Here is a 14,054-nt window from a genome sequence, read left to right as displayed (position 1 = left end):
CAATGTTGTTAATAGGACAGGTTTTGAATGCTTATGAATGCTGGTATTATGTGCATAAGCTTCAGAATATTAATTTCTATTCATAAAATTAGCATGACTCAAGACTGAATAATGATATTATTTATTCTTGTAACAAAGTAGCAACAAAGCTGTTTTTTAAGCCATTGCAATCATTTTTTTCTAACCGCTAAAATATTTATGGCTTGGAAAACGGTAGTTAATTTACCCCAAAATGGCAATGAACAAGCTTATTTAATAAATAAGTATAAAAAGTGAAAGTATTAGGGAAAAAACTTGAAATTTATACCTTGGATATTAGCAATATTATTTGCGTGGATATCATTACCTGCGCAGGCAATACATTCAGATAAAGCCAATACGTCAGTACGCCAACTTCCCTTAGTTATCGTGATGGGAGAAGATACTTATCCATTTGAATATTTGGATGAAACGGGAACTCCTGCAGGTATTTTGGTCGATTTGTGGCGCGAATGGTCCATTATTACTGATACCAAAGTGCAATTTGTGTCTCGGCATTGGCAACAGTCACTCGATCAGCTTGAACAGAAAAAAGCAGATGTCCACATTGGCATGTCTCAAAACCAAGCTAGGTTAAAAAAGTTTGATTTTGCCAAACCCTTTACTTCACTCAATACCTATTTATACATTCATAAGTCGCTCAGCAGTAAAAAACAAATTAGTGATTTAGTGCCCTATCAAATTGGTATCGTGAGTGGCTCATCCCATGAAGCAACATTATCAGCGCTAGAACCTAAGCTTAGTTTTAAGCGTTATCAAAATCGTGAACAATTATTACAAGCAGCCGTTAAAGGTGAGTTATTTGTTTTTGCCGGTATTGAAGGATATCAACGCAATTTAGCACTTGAACAAGACATTGCCGCCAATTTTTACAGCTCATCGCGCATACTCATCAAAAAAATCAACTTAGCCCCTGCGGTGGTCAAAGGAGATTTAGAGCTTCTCAACAAAATTAACCATGGTTTTGAATTAATGCCGGCGAAGGTTATTCAGCAAATAGAGCGGCGGTGGTTAGGCTATCATCGACAAACTGCGGGAGTCATTATTGCCATGCAAAATGGTGTCGAGCCTTATGCCGATATCGGCGCTGATGGCTTGCCACATGGAATGTTAGTTGATTTGTGGACTTTATGGTCTGAAAAAACCGGTATCAATATTGATTTTGTTGCGGGTGACATGAGCAGTTCCATTGATGATGTTAAACGTGGTGTTGCAGATGTTCATATTGGTTATCCTGAAAGCCAAGATATGCGCACTGGCTTAAAGCAAGCGTGGCATATTATTTCGGTTAAAAGTCGCTTTTTTAGTTCGAACTTAGCGTTAAGTAGCATTGAAAATACGGCTATGCGGATTGGGGTTTTCCCTACCGCGCCTTATATTAGTGATATTAAAAAAGCATTTCCCAAAGCGCAGTTACGTTTTTATGATTCATTAGACGGCATGGTTAAAGCGGCACGTAAAAATGAAATTAGCGGTTTTGTTTCATCTGCAGCAATGACGTCTCATTACTTATTAGCCAATAAGTTGTGGGCAGAGTTTCGTCAATATACCGATATCGAATTTTCAACAGATATGTATGTTTTAACGCGCATTGATGACAGTGGCTTAGCGGATCGGATTCAAGCTGGATTTAATTTGATTTCTGTCGAAGAACAAATTCAAGTTGAGCGTAAATGGTTAATTAACCCAGACGATCGTTTTTTTGCTAATTCTGCCAATAAAATCAAACTAACAACTCAACAAAAGCAATACGTTAGTAGTCTAGGGGCCATAAAAATGGGTTACCTGAAAAATTGGGCTCCTATGGAGTTTCAGGGTAAAAACGGTGAGTTTTTAGGGGTGAATGCAGACATCAAAAATTTATTGGTTACCCAACTCAATTTAACCATTATCCCGGTGGCTTACGATGATTTTGGCAACATGATGAGCGACCTGGTTAAAGGTGAAATTCATTTAGTAGCCAGTATGGCTAAAACGATTGAGCGCGAAAATACACTGGCATTCTCATTAGCATATTGGCCGTCACCTTGGGCGATAGTCACGTCGTTAACTCAGCCTCCCATTTTTAATATCTCCCAAGTTACCGGTAAACGATTGGCTGTTGTTGATGGCTATCACATTGTCGATCAGCTTCGCCAACAATACCCAGGTATAAAATTAGTGCCTGTTGCAGACACTAAGCAAGGTATGGCAGCGGTTATCACGGGTCGTGCGGATATGTTTGTTGAACAAGTAGCAACATTGGCGACTACGTTAAAAGGTGGCCAATATCCGAGTTTAAAAATGTCTTTATTAGCTGAGTTAACTGAGCAGCATAGCCATATAGGCTTATTTCCGGGCGTCAAAGGTTTAGTGCCTTTGATTGATAGAGTCATTGCGACCATTGATGAAACCGAACAACAGAACATGTATCAAAAATGGGTTTCGCTAGATCTTAATAGTGACACATTACGTTACCAACGTTGGTTGAAAATATTAGTGATTGGTTTGCTGATTATCACCTTAATTGCCATCGTGGTTTTAATGTCGAATCGACGTTTAAATGTCGAAATCCAAAAACGTCTTAAAGCTGAAGAGAACCTTCGATTTATGGCTAATCATGACAATGTTACGGCATTGCCAAATCGTAGTTTACTTGACGATAGATTAGCGCAAGCCACTTTGACTCATCATCGGGATAAATCGAAGTTTGCACTGTTATTTATTGATTTAGATGGTTTTAAAGCAATAAACGATCGGCATGGTCATCATGTGGGGGATAAGTTGCTACAACGTATCGCCTTATTATTAAGCCAACATGTGCGAGATTCTGACACGGTTGCCCGTTTTGGTGGTGATGAGTTTGTGGTGTTATTAAATCATATCGAAGCCAAAGAAAATGCTCGTCAAGTGGCTGAAAATATTTTATTGGGATTAAAGAAACCGTTACTAATCGATGATATCAATGTCACTATTTCGGCCAGCATCGGTATTGCTATTTTTCCTGATGATGCCGATACCGCTGCTTCATTATTGAAAAAATCAGATCAGTTAATGTATCAAGCTAAAAAAGTCGGTGGCCATCAACATAAAATGAGCTAGTTTTTGGTTGATGGTTTTTCCGTCAGTCGATTGAGTTTATTCGCTGTAGGTCTGGTTAATTGCTGCAATCTGATTGATACTTCAATGCATAAGTTTGAGTCACGGTATATAATGCCGTTTTTATCGTTTTCGATTTCCAAAATACCGCTTTGTGGATAAAGGATAGAGTTCAATGCGCAGTCATTATTGTGGAGACATTAATACGTCTCATCTAGGTCAAGAAGTTACTTTAGTTGGTTGGGTTAACCGTAGTCGCGATTTAGGCGGAGTTGTGTTTTTAGACTTACGCGATAGAGAAGGGCTAGTTCAAGTTGTTTTTGACCCAGATCTAAAAGACGTTTTTGATATAGCCAGCACATTGCGCAGTGAGTTTTGTGTTCAAATTAAAGGTGTTGTGCGCGCTCGTCCTGATAGCCAAGTCAATTCACAAATGAAAACTGGTGCGATTGAAATTTTAGGTACGCAACTGACAGTGATTAATGCTTCAGCGCCTTTACCTTTAAGCATGGATAATTATCAAAATAACAGTGAAGAACAACGCTTAAAATACCGTTATTTAGATTTACGTCGCCCAGAAATGGCCGAGCGTCTTATTTTTCGTGCAAAAGTGACCAGTTCTGTTCGTCGCTTCTTAGACACCAATGGCTTTTTAGATATCGAAACGCCTATTTTGACCAAAGCCACTCCAGAAGGTGCGCGTGACTATTTAGTCCCAAGTCGCACTTATAAAGGTCAATTTTTTGCTTTGCCTCAATCACCACAGCTGTTCAAACAGTTGCTCATGATGTCTGGTTTTGACCGCTACTATCAAATTGTTAAGTGTTTTCGCGATGAAGATTTACGTGCAGATCGCCAACCTGAATTTACTCAAATCGATATTGAAACCTCATTCATGTCTGCCGAACAAGTCATGGAAAAAACTGAGCAAATGATGCGCGGTTTGTTTCAAGATTTATTGAATGTTGATTTAGGTGATTTTCCTCGCATGACCTACGCCGAAGCAATGAAGCGTTATGGTTCTGATAAGCCTGATTTACGTAATCCACTTGAATTAGTTGATATTGCTGATTTGGTTAAAGATGTTGAGTTTGCGGTATTTAATGGCCCTGCAAATGATGTCGAAGGTCGCGTTGCGGCACTACGTATTCCAACAGGTGCGTCATTATCTCGTAAACAAATTGACGATTACACTAAATTTGCCGGCATTTATGGTGCTAAAGGTTTAGCGTGGATGAAAATAAATGACTTAGCTGCAGGCATGGATGGTATTCAGTCGCCTGTACTTAAGTTTTTAACTGAATCTATTGTTAACGACATCATCAGCCGTACAGGTGCACAAACCGGCGATATCATCCTATTTGGTGCAGACAAAGCCAATGTGGTTGCTGAAGCATTGGGCGCCTTGCGCTTAAAAGCTGGCGAAGATTTCAAGTTACTTGAAGGACAGTGGCGCCCAATGTGGGTTGTCGACTTCCCAATGTTTGAGAAAATTAACGGTGGATTCCACGCGGTTCATCATCCATTTACTGCGCCTCGTGGTATTAGTCCAGCAGAATTAGCAGCAGATCCAGCAGCAGCTATTTCAGATGCCTACGATATGGTATTGAATGGTTGTGAATTAGGTGGCGGCTCAGTGCGTATTCATAACGCCGAAATGCAAAGTACAGTATTCAGTATTTTAGGTATTGAAGCTGAAGAAGCACAAGAAAAGTTTGGCTTCTTACTTGAAGCGTTACGTTACGGTACACCTCCACACGCGGGTTTAGCGTTTGGTTTGGATCGTATTGTCATGTTGATGACCGGCGCAAGCTCGATTCGTGACGTAATGGCATTCCCTAAAACGACTACCGCGGCATGTCCATTAACTAACGCTCCTGGTTTTGCTAACCCAGTGCAGTTAACGGAATTGGGTATTGCGGTGATTGAAAAGGTTAAAACTGAAGAGTAAACATTATTGTTCAGCGTAATACGCTCTTAAATAGGGCACCACATACCGAGGCTGCTGCCTCGGTATGTTTTTGACAAGTATGGTTTTTTACTTGAATTATCCAATTGGATAAAGGAGCTTAAGATGGCAGGACACAGTAAATGGGCCAATATAAAACATCGTAAAGCCGCACAAGATGCTAAACGCGGTAAGTTGTTTACCAAATTTATTCGAGAGCTTACTGTAGCAGCTCGCGAAGGCGGTTCAGATGTTGATGCTAACCCCAGATTACGCGCTGCAGTTGATAAAGCCTTATCCAATAATATGACCCGTGATACCGTTGAACGCGCCATAAAACGCGGTGCCGGTGAGATAGATGGTCAGCAACTAGAAACCATTATTTATGAAGGCTATGGTCCAGGTGGTACTGCGGTCATGGTTGAAACGATGACAGACAATCGTAATCGCACCGTTTCTGGGGTGCGTAATGCGTTTAATAAGTCGGGTGGTAACTTGGGTACCGATGGTTCAGTGGCCTATTTATTTACTAAATCTGGCATTATTTCCTACGACACCGATATTGATGAAGATAGCCTAATCGACAGTGCATTAGACGCAGGCGCCGAAGATGTTATCACTCATGATGATGGTTCAATCGATGTATTCACCACTCCAGAGACCTTTGGCAAAGTCAAAGATGCACTTGATAGTGCTAGTTTTGGTTCTGTTCATGCTGAAGTGACTATGGTTGCATCCTTAAAAGCTGAACTTGATGCAGATACCGCCGAAAAATTTTTACGTTTAATCGATACCTTAGAAGACCATGATGATGTACAAGAGGTATATCATAATGCTGAGATATCAGATGACGTTATGCAAGCGTTAGACAACGCATGAGGCATCAATGGCCATTATTTTAGGAGTCGATCCCGGCTCCCGCATTACAGGCTACGGGGTGATCCAATGCCAAGGCCGTCAACAGATTTACCTTGGTAGCGGCTGTATTCGAACCTCTGCCGATGAATTACCACAACGATTACAACAAATTTATGCAGGCTTATGCGAAATCATTACCCAATATCAGCCGGATGAATTTGCTATTGAACGGGTATTTATGGCCAAAAATGCTGATTCAGCCTTAAAGCTTGGCCAAGCCAGAGGCGCGGCAATTGTTGCCGCTACGTGTGCTGGACTGCCCGTTGCGGAATATAGCGCAACCCAAATAAAAAGTGCTGTAGTGGGGACAGGCCGAGCTCAAAAAACGCAAGTTCAACATATGATTAAGCAACTACTCAAACTACCTGCTTCACCACAAGCTGACGCGGCTGATGCATTAGGAGTAGCAATATGCCATTTTCATACTTATCAAAGCCTTATCGCTATGGGTGGTAAAGCTAGCAGCAGAACATATGGAAGATACAAATGATAGGTCGTTTAAGCGGTATTTTAGTTGAAAAACAAGCGCCTGAAGTGGTGCTTGATGTCAATGGCGTTGGTTACGAATTACAAGTGCCGATGACCAGCTTTTATGAATTACCAGGGTTAAATCAAGCTGCGATGTTATTTACTCATTTTGTGGTGCGTGAAGATGCGCAGTTACTTTATGGTTTTATCACAAAACAAGAGCGTGCATTATTCCGATTATTGATTAAAACCAATGGCGTTGGGCCTAAACTGGCATTAACGATTTTGTCGGGTATGACTGCATCTGAGTTCGTGTCATGTGTTGAGCGAGATGACATTGCCACCTTAGTTAAACTGCCAGGTGTCGGTAAGAAAACCGCAGAGCGTTTAGTGATTGAAATGCGTGACAAGCTTAAAAGTTTACTTGAAGCTTCTGCAGGCTCGGAGCGCGAGTTTATGCTGCAAAGTAATTATACTCCAGCTGCCCCAGTTGATAGTGCAGAAGAAGATGCAATTTCAGCTTTATTGTCGTTAGGTTATAAGCCTGCTCAGGCCAGCAAATCGGTTTCTGCGGCTTTTAAAGAAGGCATGAGCTCAGAAACGCTAATTAAAGCTGCATTAAAATCAATGCTATAAATATGATATGCATAAACAGGGTACGTAAAAATGATTGAAGCTGATCGCCTAATCCAACCGCAGGTACAAGGTCAAGATGAACTGATTGATCGTGCTATGCGCCCTAAAATGTTGGATGAGTATACCGGTCAAGATGATACTCGAGCGCAGCTTAAGGTTTTTATTCAAGCAGCGATAAATCGCCGGGAAGCCCTTGATCACATGCTGATTTTCGGTCCTCCAGGATTAGGTAAAACAACGTTAGCGATGATTGTGGCTAATGAAATGGGCGTGAACATCAAATCCACTTCTGGCCCTGTGCTTGAAAAAGCCGGTGATTTAGCGGCATTGTTAACCAATCTTGAAGAAGGTGATGTGCTGTTTATCGATGAAATTCATCGTTTAAGCCCTGTAGTGGAAGAGATCCTTTATCCGGCGATGGAAGATTACCAACTGGATATTATGATTGGTGACGGCCCTGCAGCACGTTCAATTAAGTTAGATTTACCGCCATTCACGCTTATTGGGGCGACCACTCGTGCTGGAGCACTAACATCACCACTGCGGGCGCGTTTTGGTATTCCACTGCGTTTAGAGTTTTACAATGTCAAAGATCTTACCACTATCGTGACACGCTCAGCGAATGTGATGGAGCTTGAGATTGATCAGCAAGGTGCGATTGAAATCGCCAAACGTTCACGAGGCACCCCGCGAATTGCTAATCGTTTATTACGCCGCGTTCGCGACTATGCGGAAGTCAAACATGATGGTAAAGTCACCCAAAAAGTTGCCGAATATGCGCTTGATTTACTTGATGTTGATGAGCAAGGTTTCGATTATTTAGACCGTAAACTCTTGCTGGCAATTATTGATAAATTTATGGGTGGTCCAGTAGGATTAGATAACCTTGCCGCCGCGATAGGTGAAGATAGAGAAACGATTGAAGATGTATTGGAGCCTTTTTTAATTCAACAAGGCTTTATTCAGCGCACACCTAGAGGACGTATCGCTTCTCAAAGAGCCTACGATCATTTTAGTTTGGTTAGACCTGAAAAAGCGTAATCTGTTTATTAGCTATTTTAGTCCCACACTAATGACTTGTAGATATATAGCCTAGCGCAGTAAAATTTTGTACGAAATCTCTGTCATCAAAATGATAAAACCAGCTTTCGCTGGTTTTATCATATCTAACGAATCTAAAGTGTACTTTCAAGCGCACCTATTTTTGCTGCTTAGGCAATATTAGCCAAGTGCTTCAGTTGCTGATTTTTTTTGAATTAATTCGATTTTGTATCCGTCTGGATCTTCGACAAACGCAATTTCAGTTTTGCCGCCAGCAACAGGGCCAGGTGCTCGAGTGATTTTACCGCCAGCAGCAGCAATTGCTTCGCAGCGCGCATAAATATCGTCTTCGCCTATGGCCAAATGTCCAAAACCATTGCCTAAATCGTATGTATCGGTACCCCAGTTATAGGTTAATTCGATAACGGCTTGGCCTGTGGTTTCTTCACCAAAACCAACAAAGGCTAGGGTGTATTTATATTCTGAGTTTTCAGATTGACGCAGTAGTTTCATTCCCATCACTTGGGTATAAAATTGAATGCTGCGATCTAGGTTGCCTACACGGATCATCGTATGAAGTAATTGCGACATGATATGCTCTCTTATAAAAATTTATCTAAGTTTAACAAGTTCAGATGACAATGAAAATATTAGCGGTTGATACCAACAAAATTTTGCTTTAGCTCACATTTGTGAGGATATTTTTTGGGTTAAACGCTAAAAAGCGTTATTGTTGCCATATACACATTTGGAGGCAAGACAATGAATACAGAATTGAAAATGGCATTAGGCACTACAGTTATTATTGCGATTTGTTTTAGTGCATTTTTTGTGTCGTTGTTTTAGGCGTCATCAAAAATTAGATAGTCCCATTTGAGCCATCACTAAAGATGTATTGCATATTAATTGATGAGTTAATATACAATACATTAATATAAAACCCCTAAAGTGCCTTCGGTGCTTTGGGGGTTAATTTTCTGGGTATATCTTGTCTTTAAAATCACAAGTCTTCAATTATACAGCAGTCGCATCGTGGTTTTCTGGCTAAGCACCGTTCGCTGGTCTTGGTGTATTCGACTGTTTCAGATCCAAAAGTGACATTTCATCGGTTGTGATCTCGCCAATTTCTGTATGCCTAATTCAGTTTGAACTGGAATATAACGAAGAGAATGGTGTTAACCAAACTTGTTTTCATGATGTTTTAAGGTTAATTCTACCCGTTCCAATGCTGTCATGATCATCGCCGCAATTGATGGAGATTGGTTTTTAATAAATAATGTTGACGAATGAGCCGCACACAACACTTCAGCACCGCTCCATTGCTTCGCTATATCCGTGGCCCAAAGCCGAAAATCATCAGCAGCTCCTTTGCGTCGTTCCAATGTTTTCGACAGTGTCATATGAAAAGACAATTCTGGACTTTTTAAAAAACGAAGTATACCGGGTAATTGAAGGTACATTAATGTGTCGTCAACGTGAATGGTTTTTGATTCTTTGTGGTAAGCAAGCACCGATGAAAAATGTAGGCGCTCGTTTTTGGAAATAAAATCGACCCCTCGGGGCACTGAAAATTCAAAATCGTCTGAAAACAAAGCGGCAAACTCGTTTGAATTAGTTAACTCTGTTTGCCATGTTAGATTGGGCAATTTATCGATATGGCGCTGTGTGCCATAGAGTTTTGCGTTTGGATAATCCCCATGTATTTTTTCAATATGTACGGTGTGGAATGGATGCAAATTAATAATCGCTTCAATGTTGACTCCATTGTTGGTCAGCGAATCGATTTGCTGTTTAACGTCGTCTTGCATCTCATAAGCGTCAAGCAATACAAACTTGCCATTACCGCGCTTTACTAAAGAAGTGTGGGTGCCAATATTTAATAAACCGAAAACGTTAAACTCACCACGAATATTCCAAAACTTATCTGAAATTTTTAATATTTTGTCAGTCATAGTTGATACTCATCGTTTGTTTCACCTCAGGATAATTCGCCAAGTATAAAGAGAGTGAAGTAAATTTTTATTTACTTCACTCTGACGGCTTATGCCCTAGATGCTAGGCTCTTATCTCGTATCTAAAATTCCGACACAGAGACCGTAGAGCAAAATGGATTTGCTGAGAAATGACAACATAAGCACTCAGGCAACGGATCCTTCCGCTGTACCATTTGTTCTCTGGTCCGACAATCCGTTCGAACCCGCATTCTAAAAATGGCTCTCCAGTGTTGGCTTACAATTTAAGTGGTTCAACAGTAGACACTAAGCTGCTGTGATGCTGAACGTTGACCATGCCAGTTTGCATATTGCTCCTGTCCAATAGAGTGGCTGTCCGGTTAGAGCGGCTGCCTAGTGGGGCGGATGATAATCTCGTTGACATCAACATCTGTCGGCTGCTCAATGGCATAAGCAATTGCTCGCGCAATCGCATCAGGGTCAATGGCCATCTCGTACATTTCATCAACACCCTTGGCAGTATCGGGGTCGCTGATTTTACTGGTCAGCTCGGTCGCCACGGCCCCAGGCGAAATATTGGTGGAGCGGATTTCCCCATTGCCTTCCTGACGCATGCCTTCTGATATCGCCTTCACGGCAAACTTGGTAGCGGAATAAACGGCGGACGCGGGAAAGACCTTATGTCCGGCTATCGACGAGAGATTAATAATGTGGCCGACATGCTGCTCGCGCATGGTCGGCAGCACCGCGGCAATGCCGTAGAGCACGCCTTTGATATTGACGTCAATCATCTTCTCCCATTCGTCGACCTTGAGTTCATCGAGGGGCGATAGCGGCATCAGACCAGCGTTGTTGACCAGCACGTCGATGCGGCCGTAAGCTTCCTTCGCGGCCTTGGCCAGCGACTCGACCTGAGCGCGGTCAGTGACATCGGTAACTTGATAAATAGCTTCTCCACCTTGATCCTTAATCGTGTCACGCAGCTCCACAAGGCGTTCCTCGCGGCGAGCAGCAAGCACCAGTTTGGCGCCACCCTTTGCCAAGCGTAGTGCTGTGGCTCTACCCAGACCACTGCTGGCACCGGTAATGATAACGACTTTGCTATTGATCTCTGACATGGATTTTCTCCTGTTGAAATGAATGATTGAATTTTACAAGTTAACGGTCCAAGCCTGGTGTTACGCCAGTGACGCGACGGTCAGGCTGATTGCATATTCTGCACCATACCGTCGTAACGGCCTGTAGTAGCGGCCTCCACCAGTACATGGGCCACATCCGCTCGAGATGCTTTGGCCGATTTGTCGACGTCCTCACCTAGGATCACATCCGTGCCGCGGCTCTTGTTGGTCAATGCCACAGGGCGCAGGATCGAGTAGGTTACTCCGGAAGCCTTGAGGTATTCGTCTGCTTCGTGTTTGGCATTCAGGTAAGGGGCCATGTCGCCGGTGGGATTGGATTGATCTGCGCCGATCGAGCTGAGCATCACGAAACGCTTCACGCCAGATTCCTTCGCCAGATCAATCAGTCGCTTAGCGCCGTCCCGGTCCACTTTTTTGGTCATTTCAGGGCCCGTGCTTCCTCCCGAGCCAGCGGCAAAGATCACCGCGTCCATGCAGTCGCACAGGCCGGTTTCCAGGTCGGTCAGGTCACCATGGCGCAGGTCTACGCCTTGGGGCAGTAAACTGGTATCCGAACTTTCGCGAACCAGCGCTATCGGCTTATGGCCCTGTTCTATCAGGTACTGGGCCAGAAGCTGGCCCGTTTTGCCGGTGGCACCGGCGACAAGAATGTTCATGCTCATAGAGAAATCCTTAATGTTGGATGAAATGGGCGAAATTGTGGGTGTAAAGCGAGGTCAGGGGAGAAAAATTGACTTTACGTTGACGAATTCCTTCATACCAAAGCCACCGTGTTCACGTCCGTACCCAGAATTCTTGACCCCGCCAAATGGCATATTCGGATCAGCAGCCCCAAACGAATTAATACGGATCATGCCTGTGTCGAAGTCATCGCGCGCCAGTTTGAGGGCTCGCTCCTCGTCCTTTGAAAAGATCCCACCGCCGAGTCCATAGCGGCTGTCATTAGCCAGCCGCATGGCGTCCTCATCATCACTGGCGCGGATAATCGACGCGACAGGTCCGAAGATTTCATCGTCGTAGGCCGGCATTCCTGGCGTGAGGTCTGCTAGCACAGTGGCTGGATAATAGGCACCCGTGCGGTTTGGTATTTCACCACCGCAGAGGATTTTTGCACCCTTGGCGACGCTGGCATCCACCTGCTCCTTGACGGTGTCAAACTGCTCCTGGCTGGAAAGCGGGCCAAGCTGGGTATTCTTATCGGTGGGGTCACCCATGTTGATCTTTTGCATTTGGGCGACGAAAGCCTCGACAAAGTCGTCATAGACCTTATCGGTCACGATGAACCGCTTGGCAGAAACGCAGGTCTCTCCGTTGTTGTAAAGTCGACCCATTACCGAAAATTTTACGGCGGTTTCGATATCGGCATCCTCAAGCACCAGGTAAGCGTCATTCGAGCCAAGTTCGAGTACCGTCTTCTTTAATTCTTTGGCGGCCACAGCACCGATGTGTCGCCCAGCGCCATCGCTGCCGGTCATTGTGACACCACGGACCTTAGGGTGGGCTATCAGCTTGTCGCTGGTGTCGTGGTCAATCACCAAAACCTGGAACAGGTCCTCGGGCAAGCCGGCCTCAATGCACAATTCACGCAAACGTAGACCGGATCCGGTGCAGATGCTAGCGTGCTTCAGAATACAGCCATTACCAGCCATCAGATTGGATGCCAGTACACGAACCGGCTGGTAAAGGGGAAAGTTCCAAGGCTGAATTGAATAGATAACGCCGATGGGCTGATAACTGATGACGCCGCGTTTACCGTTGAGTGCTTGCTCACGATCTTCATCGGCCAGCACGTCGGGTCCATTTTCAGCGGTGTAATTAAAGATAGCTGCACAGAGTTCGACCTCAACGTGTCCATCCTTAAGGAGTTTGCCGGTTTCGTTGGTCATCAAAGCGGCCAATTCATCGGCATTGTCGAGCAACTTTTGAGCGATCATCTTGAGGTAGGGGGCCCGTTCCTGATGGGTCAGTTCGCGCCATTGCAGAAATGCCCCATGGCAGGACTCAAGCCGATCCGTCGCCTGCTTTTCGGTCATGATGTCGTAGGTATGGATTTCTTTTTCGGTCGCGGGATTAATGGTGGTGATTGTCGACATGGTTGCTCCTTCCTAGTCTGATAGGCTAACGCCGTTGACGCTAGCTAAGGTGGATTATCAGTCAATTGGCGGGATCTGTCTGTTCGCTTGCCAACACTACCACGTTGCAAACATCGCCGAGCTCCTGCTGGAAGTGGATAAATGGCCCAAAGAAAAAGTATAAAAAGAATAAACCACATGCTTGATCTATTCATCATGGTCTGATGTTGTTGGGTTGAGGGTCATTGAACCCACTGTTGGAACAAGTCAATGGATGAGGAAGTTAGGGATTGTTAGTGCTAGGTATCAATTTTATTCGATAAATCGACAAAAAAGTGCTAGGTAGGCATGTCGACTTCCCCCCCTTTTTGTAAGAATGCTTGTAAGAATACGGGACCAGTGAACAAATTTGATGGTGCTAATCCCCTAGGCGATATCTTGTTGTTAGGGGGCTCGGATTGACGACAGTAAATTGTCTGGCGCTGAAATGGGCGGTGGTATTGACCCACTTGCTGTAATGGCAGCAAAATAGTTTATCTTTGAACGCTTGATATGTTATTCCTGTATGGCAGGACATGATTAAGTGAACCACTGGACTCACGAAAGTATTTAGTCAATTATTATGCTATATGTCGGATCAGTAATGCTATATGTCGGATCAGTAATGCTACATGTCAGATCAGTGATGCTGTATGTGAGATCAGTGATGCCATCTGTGCGCATTCGATGAGTCAGAATAAGCGTATTCAAGCGGTGGTTATGC

The 14,054-nt window shown here is 43.7% G+C and carries 11 protein-coding genes; 6 read left to right on the top strand and 5 right to left on the bottom strand.

Annotated elements, in window-relative coordinates:
- Positions 1-294 precede the first annotated feature (294 nt).
- The 6 genes from AAEY98_RS20355 to ruvB all read left to right on the top strand — a co-directional run bounded on the left by AAEY98_RS20355 (position 295) and on the right by ruvB (position 8,128).
- The gene (locus tag AAEY98_RS20355) at positions 295-3,120 is read left to right on the top strand and encodes a diguanylate cyclase domain-containing protein (RefSeq protein ID WP_182743755.1); all 2,826 of its coding nucleotides are present in this window, start codon (positions 295-297) and stop codon (positions 3,118-3,120) included.
- Between the two features lie 172 nt (positions 3,121-3,292).
- On the top strand, positions 3,293-5,068 hold the full coding sequence (gene aspS / locus AAEY98_RS20350; RefSeq protein ID WP_101087024.1) for an aspartate--tRNA ligase: 1,776 nt from the start codon (positions 3,293-3,295) through the stop codon (positions 5,066-5,068).
- 123 nt (positions 5,069-5,191) lie between these two features.
- Positions 5,192-5,944 (top strand): YebC/PmpR family DNA-binding transcriptional regulator, encoded by a 753-nt coding sequence (locus tag AAEY98_RS20345; protein ID WP_101087025.1) that lies wholly within the window; start codon positions 5,192-5,194, stop codon positions 5,942-5,944.
- A gap of 7 nt (positions 5,945-5,951) precedes the next feature.
- On the top strand, positions 5,952-6,473 hold the full coding sequence (gene ruvC, locus AAEY98_RS20340) for a crossover junction endodeoxyribonuclease RuvC (protein ID WP_101087026.1): 522 nt from the start codon (positions 5,952-5,954) through the stop codon (positions 6,471-6,473).
- The gene (gene ruvA, locus AAEY98_RS20335) at positions 6,470-7,087 is read left to right on the top strand and encodes a Holliday junction branch migration protein RuvA (RefSeq protein WP_101087027.1); all 618 of its coding nucleotides are present in this window, start codon (positions 6,470-6,472) and stop codon (positions 7,085-7,087) included. Before ruvC ends, ruvA begins: the two co-directional genes overlap by 4 nt.
- Before the next feature lie 30 nt (positions 7,088-7,117).
- A complete protein-coding gene (gene ruvB, locus AAEY98_RS20330; RefSeq protein ID WP_101087028.1) occupies positions 7,118-8,128 on the top strand; it encodes a Holliday junction branch migration DNA helicase RuvB in 1,011 nt (336 codons plus the stop codon).
- Positions 8,129-8,308: 180 nt separating this feature from the next.
- Here ruvB and gloA read toward each other — a convergent pair whose 3' ends face one another.
- From gloA to AAEY98_RS20305, 5 genes are all read right to left on the bottom strand, one after another.
- Complete coding sequence (gloA, locus tag AAEY98_RS20325; RefSeq protein WP_162023257.1) at positions 8,309-8,719, bottom strand: lactoylglutathione lyase; 411 nt, start codon at positions 8,717-8,719, stop codon at positions 8,309-8,311.
- A gap of 584 nt (positions 8,720-9,303) precedes the next feature.
- Positions 9,304-10,080, bottom strand: coding sequence for a hypothetical protein (locus tag AAEY98_RS20320; protein ID WP_351019181.1), 777 nt, complete (start codon positions 10,078-10,080; stop codon positions 9,304-9,306).
- Between the two features lie 380 nt (positions 10,081-10,460).
- The gene (locus tag AAEY98_RS20315; protein ID WP_101087030.1) at positions 10,461-11,198 is read right to left on the bottom strand and encodes an SDR family oxidoreductase; all 738 of its coding nucleotides are present in this window, start codon (positions 11,196-11,198) and stop codon (positions 10,461-10,463) included.
- 80 nt (positions 11,199-11,278) lie between these two features.
- Positions 11,279-11,881, bottom strand: a complete 603-nt coding sequence (locus tag AAEY98_RS20310) for an SDR family oxidoreductase (protein ID WP_351019178.1) — start codon at positions 11,879-11,881, stop codon at positions 11,279-11,281.
- A 54-nt stretch (positions 11,882-11,935) separates the two neighbouring features.
- Positions 11,936-13,312 carry an NAD-dependent succinate-semialdehyde dehydrogenase gene (locus AAEY98_RS20305; protein WP_351019175.1) on the bottom strand — a complete coding sequence of 459 codons (1,377 nt, stop codon included), beginning with the start codon at positions 13,310-13,312 and terminating at the stop codon, positions 11,936-11,938.
- Between the last annotated feature and the right edge of the window lie 742 nt (positions 13,313-14,054).

This window comes from Shewanella sp. AC91-MNA-CIBAN-0169, from assembly GCF_040310165.1.
Classification (GTDB): Bacteria; Pseudomonadota; Gammaproteobacteria; order Enterobacterales; family Shewanellaceae; genus Shewanella.
Note: the sequence above shows the minus strand (reverse complement) of the source record. Positions and strands in the feature narration are given on the sequence as shown.

What these genes read in the sequence shown, in the direction of transcription:
- aspS (WP_101087024.1), top strand. Translation starts at nt 3,293, where the DNA reads ATGCGCAGTCATTATTGTGGAGACATTAATACGTCTCATCTAGGTCAA.
- AAEY98_RS20345 (WP_101087025.1), top strand. Translation starts at nt 5,192, where the DNA reads ATGGCAGGACACAGTAAATGGGCCAATATAAAACATCGTAAAGCCGCA.
- ruvC (WP_101087026.1), top strand. Translation starts at nt 5,952, where the DNA reads ATGGCCATTATTTTAGGAGTCGATCCCGGCTCCCGCATTACAGGCTAC.
- ruvA (WP_101087027.1), top strand. Translation starts at nt 6,470, where the DNA reads ATGATAGGTCGTTTAAGCGGTATTTTAGTTGAAAAACAAGCGCCTGAA.
- ruvB (WP_101087028.1), top strand. Translation starts at nt 7,118, where the DNA reads ATGATTGAAGCTGATCGCCTAATCCAACCGCAGGTACAAGGTCAAGAT.
- gloA (WP_162023257.1), bottom strand. Translation starts at nt 8,719, where the DNA reads ATGTCGCAATTACTTCATACGATGATCCGTGTAGGCAACCTAGATCGC.
- AAEY98_RS20320 (WP_351019181.1), bottom strand. Translation starts at nt 10,080, where the DNA reads ATGACTGACAAAATATTAAAAATTTCAGATAAGTTTTGGAATATTCGT.
- AAEY98_RS20315 (WP_101087030.1), bottom strand. Translation starts at nt 11,198, where the DNA reads ATGTCAGAGATCAATAGCAAAGTCGTTATCATTACCGGTGCCAGCAGT.
- AAEY98_RS20310 (WP_351019178.1), bottom strand. Translation starts at nt 11,881, where the DNA reads ATGAGCATGAACATTCTTGTCGCCGGTGCCACCGGCAAAACGGGCCAG.
- AAEY98_RS20305 (WP_351019175.1), bottom strand. Translation starts at nt 13,312, where the DNA reads ATGTCGACAATCACCACCATTAATCCCGCGACCGAAAAAGAAATCCAT.